Annotated in this window: 14 protein-coding genes; 4 read left to right on the plus strand and 10 right to left on the minus strand. The window is 40.2% G+C overall.

Annotation, left to right across the window (positions count from 1 at the left end):
• Window positions 1-73 precede the first annotated feature (73 nt).
• Window positions 74-742: a S1 RNA-binding domain-containing protein gene (locus AC6I5B_RS12910; RefSeq protein WP_004611066.1), complete on the plus strand. Its 669-nt coding sequence runs from the start codon at window positions 74-76 to the stop codon at window positions 740-742.
• A 50-nt stretch (window positions 743-792) separates the two neighbouring features.
• Here AC6I5B_RS12910 and AC6I5B_RS12915 read toward each other — a convergent pair whose 3' ends face one another.
• Genes AC6I5B_RS12915 through AC6I5B_RS12925 form a run of 3 tightly spaced genes read right to left on the minus strand, consistent with a single transcriptional unit; the run spans window position 793 to window position 3,584 of the window.
• The gene (locus AC6I5B_RS12915) at window positions 793-1,794 is read right to left on the minus strand and encodes an LTA glycolipid anchor biosynthesis glycosyltransferase, IagA/BgsA family (RefSeq protein WP_207661360.1); all 1,002 of its coding nucleotides are present in this window, start codon (window positions 1,792-1,794) and stop codon (window positions 793-795) included.
• Window positions 1,706-2,956, minus strand: coding sequence for a glycosyltransferase family 4 protein (locus AC6I5B_RS12920; RefSeq protein WP_004611070.1), 1,251 nt, complete (start codon window positions 2,954-2,956; stop codon window positions 1,706-1,708). Before AC6I5B_RS12920 ends, AC6I5B_RS12915 begins: the two co-directional genes overlap by 89 nt.
• Window positions 2,957-2,987: 31 nt before the next feature.
• Window positions 2,988-3,584 (minus strand): TVP38/TMEM64 family protein, encoded by a 597-nt coding sequence (locus tag AC6I5B_RS12925; RefSeq protein ID WP_004611071.1) that lies wholly within the window; start codon window positions 3,582-3,584, stop codon window positions 2,988-2,990.
• 366 nt (window positions 3,585-3,950) lie between these two features.
• Here AC6I5B_RS12925 and AC6I5B_RS12930 point away from each other — a divergent pair, with 366 nt between their 5' ends.
• Window positions 3,951-4,979 (plus strand): transposase, encoded by a 1,029-nt coding sequence (locus tag AC6I5B_RS12930; protein ID WP_147344809.1) that lies wholly within the window; start codon window positions 3,951-3,953, stop codon window positions 4,977-4,979.
• Complete coding sequence (locus AC6I5B_RS12935) at window positions 4,960-5,274, plus strand: hypothetical protein (protein ID WP_442872463.1); 315 nt, start codon at window positions 4,960-4,962, stop codon at window positions 5,272-5,274. Before AC6I5B_RS12930 ends, AC6I5B_RS12935 begins: the two co-directional genes overlap by 20 nt.
• A gap of 203 nt (window positions 5,275-5,477) precedes the next feature.
• On the opposite strand, the gene AC6I5B_RS12940 is transcribed toward AC6I5B_RS12935, so the two are convergent.
• From AC6I5B_RS12940 to AC6I5B_RS12950, 3 genes are read right to left on the minus strand one after another with little or no spacing between them, the layout of a single operon-like run.
• Window positions 5,478-5,708: a hypothetical protein gene (locus tag AC6I5B_RS12940; protein WP_004611076.1), complete on the minus strand. Its 231-nt coding sequence runs from the start codon at window positions 5,706-5,708 to the stop codon at window positions 5,478-5,480.
• Between the two features lie 2 nt (window positions 5,709-5,710).
• Entirely contained in the window at window positions 5,711-7,357 is a 1,647-nt protein-coding gene (locus AC6I5B_RS12945) for a SulP family inorganic anion transporter (RefSeq protein WP_004611077.1), read from the minus strand.
• A gap of 25 nt (window positions 7,358-7,382) precedes the next feature.
• Window positions 7,383-8,219, minus strand: coding sequence for a putative ABC transporter permease (locus tag AC6I5B_RS12950; RefSeq protein WP_004611078.1), 837 nt, complete (start codon window positions 8,217-8,219; stop codon window positions 7,383-7,385).
• 321 nt (window positions 8,220-8,540) lie between these two features.
• Between AC6I5B_RS12950 and AC6I5B_RS12955 the strand changes: the two genes are divergently transcribed.
• Window positions 8,541-9,446 (plus strand): hypothetical protein, encoded by a 906-nt coding sequence (locus tag AC6I5B_RS12955; protein WP_227038960.1) that lies wholly within the window; start codon window positions 8,541-8,543, stop codon window positions 9,444-9,446.
• A 54-nt stretch (window positions 9,447-9,500) separates the two neighbouring features.
• On the opposite strand, the gene AC6I5B_RS12960 is transcribed toward AC6I5B_RS12955, so the two are convergent.
• The 4 genes from AC6I5B_RS12960 to AC6I5B_RS12975 are packed head-to-tail and all read right to left on the minus strand — an operon-like array spanning window position 9,501 to window position 13,588.
• Window positions 9,501-10,064 carry a nucleotidyltransferase family protein gene (locus AC6I5B_RS12960; protein WP_004611080.1) on the minus strand — a complete coding sequence of 188 codons (564 nt, stop codon included), beginning with the start codon at window positions 10,062-10,064 and terminating at the stop codon, window positions 9,501-9,503.
• On the minus strand, window positions 10,054-12,336 hold the full coding sequence (locus AC6I5B_RS12965; RefSeq protein WP_004611081.1) for a xanthine dehydrogenase family protein molybdopterin-binding subunit: 2,283 nt from the start codon (window positions 12,334-12,336) through the stop codon (window positions 10,054-10,056). Before AC6I5B_RS12965 ends, AC6I5B_RS12960 begins: the two co-directional genes overlap by 11 nt.
• On the minus strand, window positions 12,337-12,801 hold the full coding sequence (locus AC6I5B_RS12970; protein WP_004611082.1) for a (2Fe-2S)-binding protein: 465 nt from the start codon (window positions 12,799-12,801) through the stop codon (window positions 12,337-12,339).
• Between the two features lies 1 nt (window position 12,802).
• Complete coding sequence (locus AC6I5B_RS12975; RefSeq protein ID WP_497773388.1) at window positions 12,803-13,588, minus strand: FAD binding domain-containing protein; 786 nt, start codon at window positions 13,586-13,588, stop codon at window positions 12,803-12,805.
• Window positions 13,589-13,650: the final 62 nt, after the last annotated feature.

Consider the following 13,650-nt stretch of genomic DNA (forward strand, 5'->3'; position numbering starts at 1 on the left):
CATTTCTTGTTCTTCTTTCTAAAAATATGTTATACTAAGAACAGTATAAAATAAAAACGAAGAGGTGTGACAAATGAGTGAAGAACAATTACAGACAGAAACAATGGCAGATTACGAGGAACATTTTGACGATGCAAATCCATGGAACCGTGTAACAGAATACATGGAACAGGGAACTGTCCTTCCGGTAAAAGTAGAAGGAATTGTAAACGGTGGTGCAATCGCCATGGTAGAAGGTCTTCGTGGATTTATTCCTGCCTCTAAATTATCTTTATCATATATCGAAGATTTGGAAGACTACTTATTAAAAGATATTGAGGTTCAGGTAATTGATGTCGATCAGGCGAACAACCGTCTTGTTTTATCTGCACGGGAACTTCTGAAAGAAAAAGAGCGTAAAGAAAAAGAAAAATTACTTGCATCTGTCGAAGTTGGCTCTGTTTTGACCGGAACCGTAGAGACGCTCCAGACATACGGCGCTTTCATCCGTCTGGAAAATGGATTATCCGGACTTGTGCATGTTTCTCAGATCTGTGAAAAACGTATCAAGACGCCTGCTGACGTTCTAAAGACAGGTGAGGAAGTCAATGTCAAAGTAATCGGCATCAAAGATGGAAAGATCAGCTTGAGCATCAAAGCGCTTATCGAGCCGGAAGAAGAAGTCGTAGAAGAAGTAGAGATTCCAAAATCCGAAGAGATTGGTACAAGTCTCGGCGACTTATTCAAAAATATTCAACTATAGTAAAAAAATACTGCCACAGTTGTGAGCTCTCCTTACAACTGTGGCAATTTTTATACGGTTGCCAGTCTTTCATAATATCGATTCAGAATCTCTGCCTGATGTGACACATCTCTCTCTCTTGCCCGCTCCAATCCATTCAATGTCAGCGTCGGAATCTTTCTTTCCAAAATTTCTTCAATCCGCTCTTTGAATTCCTGATTATCTCTTCCCTTATAGACATCTCTATTTTCTTCCAGCCAGTCACTGTAAACCGGAATATCACGAAGCAGTACCGGAATCTGGGACGCCAATGCCTCCAGCACGACAATTCCCTCTGTCTCCTCATAAGATGGGAAGAAAAACAGATCACAGCTGCTATACGCCATCTGCAGCTCTTCTTTTGGCAGATATCCGGTAAATTTGAGATTTGGCAGCTTTGTGTGAACAGCCTCTCTGATTTTCTTCGGAATCTGGCTATCCGGTGTATAACCGAACCAGACAAACTGATATTCCGGCATCTGTTTTGCCAGTTCTACAAAATCTAAAATCCCTTTTCTCTCAAAATAAAGCCCTACTGACATCACAATCTTATCCGTATTTTTAAACCCATATTTATTTCGGAATTTCTCACGAACAAGCATGTTCTTTTGGAACAACGTAGTATCCACACCGTTTGAGATGACCTCAATCTGATTTTTGATGCCGTACCCCTCAAGTAATGACTTCGAATAATTTGTCGGTGTTAAAATCAGATCTCCGGTCTGATAGCATTTCATAATCCACTTCTTGAATAACGGTGCAATCAGATTCGAACCTGTGAAGGAGTTTTGAAAATCTTCTTTTGTAGAATGGGCGTGATAAACTACTTTTTTCCCGCATTTTTTTGCTTTCTTTGCCATAAAATAGTCACTCGGAAAAATCGTATTGATATGTACTACATCGTAATCATCTTTTGGGTCTGTTGTCACTTCCACACCGTTTCCCTTAAGAGATTCTTCTTGCATAACCATGGCTCTCCCCACTCCACTTTTTAAGACGACCTGTCGATTCTTCGCATATAACAGCACTTTCATTTTTCTCACACTCTCTTTCCAATAATACTTTTTCATAGCAGCTTTCCACACGCTTTCCAAATCGTTTTGTTCCATACTCTTCTGCGATTTTCCGGCTGTGCTGTCTCGCATTTTCAAATATTTCCTTTTCTTCCAAAAGTCTTTGTACACCGGACACAAATTGTTGGATTGATTCATAAGAATATCCGTTTCCGCCTTCCTCCAGCACTCCGTAAAGACAAGGGTCCTTTCTGCACACAAGCGGAAGTCCGCTTGCCATCGCCTCAATATAAGTCAACCCCTGTGTCTCGCTTGTCGACGCACATGTAAAAATGTCTCCCAATTTATAATAATCAGCTACTTCGTTTGGATTTACCATACCGGCAAACCGAACCGATCTTTCGATACCTAATTCCTTCGCCAGCTGCTCCAGGCTTCCTCTTGCCGGTCCGCCCCCCACAATCAAAAGAACAACATCCTGTCTTTTTGAAAGCAGTGCCTTCATTCCTCGCAGCAGTTCATCAATTCGCTTTTCAAATCCAAGTCTTCCAAGACTTAGCAGAACTGTTTTGTCCTCTGGAATCTGATACTTTTCTTTTAATCTTTTTGTTATCTCCGCCTCTTCCTTTTTGAAAAAACGGTCAATCTGTATCCCCGATGGAATGATCTGAATGTTGTTTTCCATTCCGTATTCCAAAAGTGCATATTCTACTTTTTTCGTAGGTGCAATGATGGTATCTACATTTCGCAATCTCAATTTAATCCATTTTCCAAGTGCCGCCCGGCTCAATGTCTTTCCAATCGGAACATATTCTGTATACTGTTCATACAATGTGTGGTAAGTATGAATAAACACAGCGCCTGTCGCTTTCACAATCTTCTTTGCATAGCCAAAACTGAAAAATTCACATTGACTGTGTACCACATCCGGTTTCCACCGAATCAGTTCTTCTATATAATCCGCGCACTTGGATACCGGAATTCTAATATCCGGATATATCTTTGCCGGCACAGATTTCATATAGTAGACATTATCTTTTTGGTAGGACGCATATTGATCAGACACAGTCAGAATTCTCACTTCATGTCCTTGCTTTGTCAATTCTTTCTCCAGATTTTTTACAGAAGTTACCACTCCGTTAATAGTTGAATCAAATAAATCGCTTGTAATTAGTACTTTCATAATGCTGTCCCCTTTTCTCTTCCTTTGTTATCTATGCTATGAGTTTCCCTAAAAATCCGCCTGCGTAAATCAGAGCCATGCTGTATGCTGCGATAGATGCCGGCTTTCCTAATAAAATGATCGCTGAAAATTTCTTCCACGACATCTTTGTCAATCCTGCAATCATGCAAAGCACATCATCCGGAGCACACGGGAAAAAAATCGCAAGTGCAAAAAACTTATCAAATTTCTTTCCTTTGTCAAGCCATGTAATATACTTGTCATAGGTTTCTTCCTTCACAAAAAATTTCACCAGGCATTGTCCATATCTTCTTGCCAAATAGAAATTGATTCCGGAACCTACCACAATTCCGATGTAGTTATAAAGCAGTCCATACCATGGTCCAAATATGACAACACCTACTGCACATGTGATTCCTCCCGGAATAATCGGAACAACCACCTGTACCATCTGAATTAAGATAAATGTCACCGGCGCCCATATTCCGCCTTTTCGAACCAATTCTTCCATCATGGCCCGATCTGTAAAAATTCCACTCTTTACACCATATATGACAAATGCAGCCATTGCCGCAGTACAAAGTACCGTCAAAATATTAATTGCTTTTTTCATTCCCTCTTTCTGCATCTTTCCATCCTCCTCTTAGTACTCTTATTTTATAAAATTAAAGTTTCAAAAAAGGGACATCCATTTTTCGAAAAGGTACAATCTTGAAACTTTCCTTCTTTCTAGTATTAATGTTACCAAATCAATTTTAAAATATCATAAGGGCTTTATTAAGACTTCTTAAAGATTTCAGTTCTATTTCTGATGATTTTACAGATTTTCTTAAGAAATTAAAAAAGAGCAAGCTCTTTTGCCAATGTCATTAAGTTAAGATATTAAAAATGTATTCTCTTATAGAGCAAGGTATATAGAAAAATGTACCCTGCTCTTTTTTTGTGATTTAAAAAAAATGGTTGACAAATACCAAAAAAATTGCGGCGAAGCCCCTTGTTTATAGGAGGTGACGTCGTGAATACACACGCTAATGAACTTAAAAATTGTTTACTAAAGATTATTGATGAAATGGCGCTTTCTTCTGACATCTTTAATCTTTCAGGAAAACCGGCTTTTTGTCGTAAAAGTAAATTTAACTTTTCTACGTTGATTCAATTTATTCTTTCTTTTGGAAGCAACAGTCTTGGACATGAGATAGGAGAATTTTTTGAATATAGGAAAGGGTTTCCAACTGTGTCAGCATTTGTCCAACAAAGAAAAAAACTCAGTTACACTGCCTTAGAACATTTGTTTTATCGCTTTAATGAATGTACATTTAAAAAACCTGTCCTTTATAAAAATTATCGTTTACTTGCAATTGATGGAAGTGATTTTTCACTACCTTACAACTCTCAAGAAGATAATGTTATGGGGGATAATCATTTTTCGACCCTCCATTTGAATGCACTTTTTGATGTTTGTAGTAAAAGCTTTTTGGATGTCATTGTTCAAAAGGGATTGCACGAAAACGAAACAGGTGCAGCATGTGAACTTGTGGATCGAATCAGTGAAAAACATCCTGTTATAATCATGGCAGACCGTGGTTATGAGAACTATAATCTTTTCGCTCATATTGAAGAGAGACTTTTTGATTATGTTGTAAGAGTCAGAGATTCTGATAATTCCTGTATGGTTTCTGGGTTAAATCTTCCTAAAACAGTGGAATATGATATTACAAAACGGGTGGTATTAACCAGACATTTCTCTGGTCCAGCTGCGATTAACACAGAAAAATATAAGTATCTTTCAAAGAAGTCCCGGTTTGATTATATTGAAAATAGCAAAAGTCCTGATTATGAGATAACAATACGGTTTGTCAGATTCCTTTTAGATGACAATACATATGAAGTTATTGCAACGAGCCTTCCAGAAGAAATATTTTCAATGGAAGATTTGAAAGAAATCTATCATCGGCATATGGGGAATAGAAACTGGCTTCAGAGAATTGAAATATATTCTTGGATTGTCAGCATTTCATTCTAAACAGGAGAATTCTATTTTACAGGAAATATACGCAAGATTAGTTATGTACAACTTTAGCATGTTGATTGCTCAACATGTAAAACCAAAAGAAAAAGATCTGAAGTATAAACTACAGATCAATTTCACGCAGGCTGCCAAAATCTGTTTGAACTTTTTCAGGTACAAAGGAAAGGAGCCTCCTTATGATATTGAAGCCACAATTCAACGATTCTTACTCCCAATAAGACCCAACCGAAAACGACAGCGAGTTTCTGTCAGTACATGTGTGGTTTCATTCAATTATAGATTAGCATAAATCAGAAATAATTCAATCTCTTTTACTCCTCCGATTCCGAAGGAGCTATTGTGCTATCAAAAAATCAAACGAAATTTTTCTTGTAATACAAAATCAGAGCATATCCGAATTAGATATACTCTGATTTGTATATTTTTGTTTTGGATTGCCATTTACATCATTTTAACTTAATGATATTGGCTCTTTTGCTCACTCCCTTTTGATTATTCATCAAATCCGACAACAAGGTAAAATCCCCGTTCGGTCTCTTTGATCTGATTGATGATTCCTTTGTCTGATTTTATTCTCTGATTGCTTCGATAAATTCCAGACATCGCAACCGACGGTTCTACAATATAGCTGTAAAGACTTCCATTAACTCTCTCAGTCACTTTAACTTCCTGCCCTTCTTCTACCAGACCTTTTCGTTCCATTTTAAACTGCTCTTCTCGCATTTTTACATCTTCTTTCTACTTTGTTTTTGACACAATTGTTCTGCTCGTCTAAGCGCCGTCTCTATGCTCTCGCAGAAATTCTCACTTCCCACATCCACTACAAATCCTGCTTTTTCCATCATTCTACGCGGTTGTTCTGTCACATGGGATAAAATCAAAGTAATATTCTTTCTTTTGCACGAACGATATACTTCTTCCAATTTTCGTAATGCAGATACGTCCATTGCCGGCACATCACTCATCCTCAATATGACAACCTTCGTATTTTTATCTGCTGATACACTCAAAAATTTGTCTGCTGCTGCAAAAAACATCGGTCCTTCCAGTTCATACACAAGTGTTCCTTTGGGCACAATGCGAAGTCCTTCTCTTTCCTCTTCTACATATTCCCAACTTCTGACATCTGCCACATCAGACATTCTTTTCAAAAACAAAATCACCGCCAGCATAAATCCAATTTCAATCGCAACAACCAAGTCAAACACAACTGTCAGCACAAATGTTGTCACCAGCACAAATATATCGCTTTTCGGCGCTGTTTTCAAAAGAGTCACAAACTCTCTCCAACCACACATATTGTAGGCAACCATAAAAAGAATTGCCGCAATCGCAGGCATCGGAATCAATGCCGCATAAGGCATCAGCACAATCAGAATTAGTAATAATACTACGGAATGAACCATTCCAGCGATTGGAGTACGCCCTCCGTTTTTCACGTTTGCTGCTGTTCTTGCAATTGCACCTGTCGCTGGAATTCCTCCGAATATACCAGATGCAATATTTCCTGCTCCCTGAGCAATCAATTCCACATTTGGATTATGTCTGTCTCCAATCATTCCATCCGATACAACACAAGACAAAAGTGACTCGATCGCCGCCAGTACTGCAATTGTAAATGCATCCGGAAGTACACTCTCGATCAATTCCAAACTAAATTGGGGCATAGACGGTACCGGAAGTTTATTCGATATCTCATACAGACTTCCGATTGTATTGACCTCCATATCCAGCCCTTTCACAAGCACAATTGTTACAATGACAGCAATCAGAGACGGTGGGATTTTTGCGTTGATCTTCGGCCAGACAATCAGGATTGCCAGTGCAATCAGTCCAACGCTCAACGCCTGCGCATTGATTGTCCCAATCGTGTCTATGCACTCTTTTAATTTTTCCATCGTCTCAATCGGAGCATGTTTAAATTCCAGTCCCAAAAAGTCTTTAATCTGCCCAATTACAATCGTCACAGCGATTCCACTTGTAAATCCTGTCACAATCGTATACGGAATAAACTTGATCAATCCTCCAAGCTTAAAGACTCCCATCAGGATCAAAATCACTCCGGCAAGAATTGTCGCTGCGACAAGACCTGCCATTCCTTTCTGTGCGACAATCCCTGCTACAATCGTCGCAAATGCTGCTGTCGGACCAGATATCTGCACCCGGCTTCCGCCAAGCATTGCTATAACAAATCCTGCCACAATCGCAGTATAAATTCCCTGTTCCGGGCTCACGCCGGATGCCAGTGCTAACGCAATCGACAATGGCAATGCAATGATTGCCACGATAATCCCTGCCACAATATCTTTTATAAATTGTTCCTTCGAGTACTCTTTCCACATCAGGAACAATTTTGGTATTCTCTCTTCCATTCCTTATTCTTACCCCACTCACATTTTATTTTCGTTTTAAATACTGTTTTAAATCCTCCATCGCCTCTCGGTACTTTTTAGATTCTATTCTAGGAAACGCCTTCAGTAAACGTCTCGAAACTCGTATTCCTTTTCCACCAACTTCTTTATACTTTTTCTTCAAATCCGCAATTTTTTCCATTGCCTCATCTGACACATCTTGTATTTTCCCTTTCACTCCGTCAGATGCTTCCTGCACTTTTAATTTCCATTCATCTCTTCGCTCTAACACTTCTACAACTTCCTGATAAATGTTCTCTCCAAGTTCGTCTGAGATACGATGTAAATCTGTTGCAATCTCTTTCATCTTCTCTAAGTGCTTGTTCATCTTCAAAATTGTGGAAGCTGTCACATACAAATCGGCAAACATCACAATACCCAGCACAACAATCAAGGTCATTCCTACTGGAAACGGAATCCATGACAACACTTTATGAATCAGTGGATGGATAAAATCTACGATCAGAACGCACGCTGCTCCCCAAATCAAAGAAAACAAAAGGCACACATAACCATTCAGATTCAGAGGCATCTTTGAGTAATCCCACCACTTATTATGAAATATTTTCTCCAAAATAAATCCGGTCACCCATTCCAAAGCAGTCACCATCACTACAGATGCAATATACAGCAGCACCAGATTTTCCTTGTATGGTGTCAAAAACTGAACAACAATCCCTACACCGATTCCATATATCGGACAGATCGGACCGTTTAGAAATCCTCTGTTTACAAATTTTCGCTCCTTGCATGCCGCAAATGCAACTTCTGTGCACCATCCTAAAAAACCATATACAAAAAAATATAAGATTAAATAATACAAACTATTTCCTCCTAATTGTCTGTTATATCTTCTTCATGCTGGCATCAATTGTATAATAAGTCTGGCAATCTTTCAAGTAAAATCCCGAATTATTTTTTACTTTTATGAACCGTTTATGGTTGCAGTCAGAAATTATTTATGATATGCTTAGTCCCACAAATCAAACATTCTATAACTTCTAATATCTCGTGACAGCCGTCACAAGAACCCCAATTTGTATTCATATTTTATTTAAAGAAAGATGGTGATGCCTATGAATCTTTATGCCCTTTCCATTGATTCACAGGCATAAATTTGATAAGATATAAAGGAGGAACACATTTGACAGAACATAAGATAAATAAGAAGTATAAAGACAGGATATTCCGGATGATTTTCCATGAGAAAAAGGAGCTTTTGGAGCTTTACAACGCAGTCAATAACAGTAATTACACAAATCCCGATGATTTAACTATTACTACCATCGAGGACGTTGTCTACATGGGAATGAAAAATGACTTGTCCTTTCTCATCGGGGATGTGATGAATCTGTATGAGCATCAAAGTTCATTCAGTCCAAACCTGCCATTGAGAGGATTATTCTATTTTTCATCCCTGTACAAAGAGTATATCGAACCGGTAAAGCACCGCCTGTATACAGCATCGCCGCTCCATATTCCCTTTCCAAAGTATGTTGTTTTTTACAACGGAACAAAGAAAGAACCGGAGCGGCAGGAATTAAAGCTGAGTGATTTGTTTCTTGAAAACAAAGAGGAAACAACTCCATCTTTGGAATGTACAGCAGTTGTACTCAATATCAATTTAGGGAAAAACCGAGAGTTAATGGAGAAATGCAGACCATTAAAGGAATACGCAGAGTTTATCAGTATCATCCGAAAATATCTTTCGGAACAGATGGACTTTGGAAATGCAGTGAATAAAGCAGTGGATTTCTGTATCCACAATGGGATTCTTGCGGATATACTTCAAAAAAATCGATCGGAGGTCGTGGATATGATTTTGACAGAATATGACGAAGAAGAATTTCGGAGAGCATGGAGAGAAGATTTATTGAATGAAGGATTCCGTAAAGGTTTGAACAACGGTTTAAGTAAAGGAATCAAAGGAACTATTCATGCTTGTATGAAATTTAATGTTCCAAAAGAAGATGTAATGCAAAACCTGATGGAAGAATTTTCACTGTCACAGGAAGAGGCTGAAAAGTATTTAGAAGAATACTGGAAATAAATTTCATGCAAAATAGCGATCTCCCATAGAACGCAATGCTTTTAGCATCTCGTTCTACGGGAGATTGTTTTCATCTATATCTTCCAGTTCCTGTTCCTCTTCCACATCATAAAAAAATGTTTCATCCAAATGTTTATTTATGACGCGCTTCCCCCCAATATCTCCGGCAAGTTCCAATAGCTCTTTTTGATATTCTGCCGTAAAAATACACGGATTTCCAGTTCTGTTCCCATATCTTACACAGGCACAGCTCTTCCCACTTTTTTGAAATGCTTCCACAAATCTTTCAAGCGTCTCTGCTTTCAGGTACGGCTGATCTGCCACAAGGAAGCACCACGCCTCTTCTTCAGACGCCGCAAGACCAAGCTGTATCGAGTGCGATATTCCAAGATAACTCTCTGTATTTCGCACTGTCAGATACCCTTCCCTTGACAACGTATCCAAGATCTCATCATATTGGCTCACCACAATTTTCTCCGCAAATACCGTCGTATCCAGTTTCGCAACTTCATCGACACTGTACCTGTACATCGGTTTTCCATGAAGTTCATACAATAATTTATTTGAGCCAAAACGGCGGCTGTCCCCAGCCGCCAGTAAAATCAAACTAATTTTCATTGTTTTGCATTCCCATGTATACTTTTTCTGAAGTGATCGGCAGTTCTTTGATCTGCACTCCGGTCGCATTATATACTGCATGTGCAATTGCCGGTGACGGCGTATTGATCACAACCTCACCGATGGATTTTGCTCCAAACGGACCTGTCGGCTCATAACTGCTCTCAAATTCAACACGTATATCTCCCACATCCATTCTAGACGGAATCTTATACTGCATAAAAGAATTACTCAGACACTGTCCCTTTTCATTGTACACAACATTCTCATACAGAGCCATACCGATTCCCTGTGCAATTCCACCTTCTGTCTGTATGCGGGCAAGGTTTGGATTGACTACAGTTCCGCAGTCTACAACCGCTGCATAATCAATCAACTCTACTTTTCCGGTCTCTTTATCGACTTCTACTTCTGCCATTCCGACCATAAACGGTGGTGGTGACACCGGCGAAGAATGTGCCCCTGCAGCTACCAGTGCTTCCTCGTTATTTGTCATCACTCTGTTTCCGATTTCTTTTAAAGAAATGGATACATCTTTGGAACGCATGAACACTTTTTGTCCGTCAAAATCGACCTCTTCCACGTCGCATTCCAAATACTTTGCTCCCTGCGCCAATATTTTTTCCCGAAGGGAATCACACGCTTTCACCACTGCCATTCCGGTCAGATATGTCGTACTTGACGCATACGATCCGGAATCATATGGCGAAATATCTGTGTCCACCCCATGCACGATAAAATCATCTGCCGAGCAGTCCATACAGTCTGCCGCCATCTGTGCCAAAATGGTATCACACCCGGTTCCCATATCAGATGCTCCAATCATCAACGAATAGAACCCATCATCATTTACCTTGATCGATACCGATGCATGATCCACTTTGGAGATTGATGATCCCTGCATTGCCATCGCCACACCGACACCTCTGACTTTTCCATTTCCCATATCGCGTGCCGGATATTTTTTCTCCCAGTCAATCATCTCTTTCGCACGCAAAAGGCATCTGTCAAGCGCACAGCTGTTTGCAGTCTCACCGTAGTATGCCGGCATCACATCACCTTCCCGCACAATATTTTTCAGGCGAAGTTCTACCGGATCCATCTGCATCTTGGCAGCAAGCTCATTGACCGCTGACTCAACCGCAAAAATCCCTTGTGTCGCTCCATATCCTCTGTATGCCCCTGACGACATCTTATTCGTATAGACAACATCATATGCAAATCGGAATGCTTCTGCCTGCCCATACATCGGAATGGACTTATGCCCTGACAAGCCTACTGTAGTCGGTCCATGTTCTCCAAACGCTCCTGTGTTGGAAAGTGTATACACATCGATTGCACGAATTTTTCCTTCTTTATTTGCCCCCACTCTTACAGTCACTTCCATCTCATGACGTGGCGAAGATGCAATTTGGGATTCTTCCCTTGTATAGACAATTTTTGCCGGTTTCCCCGTCTTCATTGTCACAATTGCCGGATACACTTCTGTGATTACTGTCTGTTTTGCTCCGAATCCTCCTCCTATTCTAGGTTTGATCACTCGAATCTGAGACTTCGGTATATCCAGCGCATTCGCAAGGATACGTCGCACATGGAATGTAATCTGCGTAGAGGATACCACGTTCAGTCTTCCATAAGTATCCATATATGTATATGTGCGGAATGTCTCCATCATTGCCTGCTGGTTTGCCTGCGTATGATACGTTCCCTCCACTACATAATCACAGTCTTCCAAAATCTTATCCACATCGCCATTTTGTTCCGAACCGGTCGCGCAAAGATTTCTTTTATTATCCGCGCCGACATCGCATAGTGCTTTCCAGTTTTCTTCTGGATGAACAAGAATCTTGGCATCTTTTGCCTGGTGAAAATCAAGTACAGCCTCCAGCACTTCGTATTTTACTTTTATTAATTTCAGTGCCTTTTCAACTGCCTCTTCCGTCTTTCCTGCCACAATTGCGACCGCATCGCCCACAAAACGTACTCGTCTGTCCAAAATGAGGCGATCATACGGACTTGGTTCCGGATAGGTCTGACCCGCCATTGTAAATCTTTTATCCGGCACATCCTCATAAGTCAGAATACATTCAATTCCCGGCACTTTCATCGCAATGTCTGTGTTGATTTCCTCAATCACTGCATGTGCGTGTGGGCTTCGAAGAATCTTACAGACAAGACAGTCCTTTGGAGCAATATCATCTGTATAGACTGGCTTTCCTGTTACAAGAGCCATCGCATCTTTTTTCATAATTGGTGCATTTACAGACTTCATCTACTTCTCCTCCTTCTTCATCTTTAAGAATTTCTGAATCGCACGAAGCTGTCCCATATACCCCGTGCATCTGCACAGATTTCCAGACAGATATTCTTTAATCTCATCAAGACCCGGATTTTCCAGTTCTTTCGACATGGCAATCACATTCATGATAAATCCCGGACTGCAATAGCCACACTGCTCTGCCCCTTCATTTGCAAGAAATGCCCCAAACTCTGCCGCTTCCTCCTGCATGCCTTCCATCGTCGTCACCGTTTTTCCATTCGCACGCATCGCAAGCGTTGAACAGGACAGCATTGGTGTTCCATCCACCAAAACAGTGCAAAGACCACAGTTTGCAGTCTCGCATCCTCTTTTTACACTATAACACCCTTGTGAACGTACAAAGTCCAAAAGAAGCATATCCGGTGCAATCTCTTCCAGGACTGTCTTTCCATTTAAAACCAATTTTAATTCCGCCATGTTATGCTCCCTTCTCACTGTTTTTTGCCAGTATTTCTTCCACTGCTCTTTTCGTATACACCTCTGCCAAATGTCTTCTGTATACTTCACTTCCACGCATATTAGAAGAAAATGTATATCCGGCAATCACCTCTTTGGTAAATATCTCTGCATTTTCAATCTGCACCTGTCTTACCTGAAGTTTCGCTTTTCCTGATCTTGCCCCGACAGATACATACCACTGATCGTCTTTATTTGCCACCGCACAGGCGATCACCGGGAAATCCGTCGCCGCCTCACGGTGTGACCGATATGCAATCTTTCTGCCATCTTTTTTTATAATAATGCGCACCAAGATATCATTATCGCGTGGCATCTCCACAAACTCAGATAACGCAATCACACCTGCATGATATAATTCCACATATGTATCTAATGCCAGAAGACAAGTCAATATATCCGAAAATCCAAATCTTCCAAAAATGCTTCCGCCAACCGTTGCGCCATTGCGGAACTGTGTACCGACAATATGTCTTGTACAAGCTTTCATCGCGCCTCCAAAATAGCGATTCAATGCTTCGTGTATTTCCAACTGGCGAAGTGTACACATACATCCGATGGAAAACGCATCTTCCTGTTCCTCAATCTTGTCCAGACCAAGTCCCGACAGATCAATTGCTGTCTGCATATTTCGGTTGCTCATCTTCAGCCAGAGCATTCCTCCGATAATCGCATTTGATTTTTTTTGATTCAATTCATATGCCTCTTCAAGGCTTGTTACTTTTATATAATTTTTTGCGTGAAACAACGATATTCCCCTTTCTCTTCGTCATTTTATGCTTCTTTACCCAATCTGATATTCTATCATAT

Source organism: Faecalimonas nexilis, from assembly GCF_059731825.1.

Excerpts from the sequence above, each read along its gene's own strand:
- AC6I5B_RS12925 (WP_004611071.1), bottom strand. The coding sequence starts at position 3,584 with ATGCAGAAAGAGGGAATGAAAAAAGCAATTAATATTTTGACGGTACTT.
- AC6I5B_RS12940 (WP_004611076.1), bottom strand. The coding sequence starts at position 5,708 with ATGCGAGAAGAGCAGTTTAAAATGGAACGAAAAGGTCTGGTAGAAGAA.
- AC6I5B_RS12970 (WP_004611082.1), bottom strand. The coding sequence starts at position 12,801 with ATGGCGGAATTAAAATTGGTTTTAAATGGAAAGACAGTCCTGGAAGAG.
- AC6I5B_RS12965 (WP_004611081.1), bottom strand. The coding sequence starts at position 12,336 with ATGAAGTCTGTAAATGCACCAATTATGAAAAAAGATGCGATGGCTCTT.
- AC6I5B_RS12960 (WP_004611080.1), bottom strand. The coding sequence starts at position 10,064 with ATGAAAATTAGTTTGATTTTACTGGCGGCTGGGGACAGCCGCCGTTTT.
- AC6I5B_RS12915 (WP_207661360.1), bottom strand. The coding sequence starts at position 1,794 with ATGAAAGTGCTGTTATATGCGAAGAATCGACAGGTCGTCTTAAAAAGT.
- AC6I5B_RS12945 (WP_004611077.1), bottom strand. The coding sequence starts at position 7,357 with ATGGAAGAGAGAATACCAAAATTGTTCCTGATGTGGAAAGAGTACTCG.
- AC6I5B_RS12910 (WP_004611066.1), top strand. The coding sequence starts at position 74 with ATGAGTGAAGAACAATTACAGACAGAAACAATGGCAGATTACGAGGAA.
- AC6I5B_RS12920 (WP_004611070.1), bottom strand. The coding sequence starts at position 2,956 with ATGAAAGTACTAATTACAAGCGATTTATTTGATTCAACTATTAACGGA.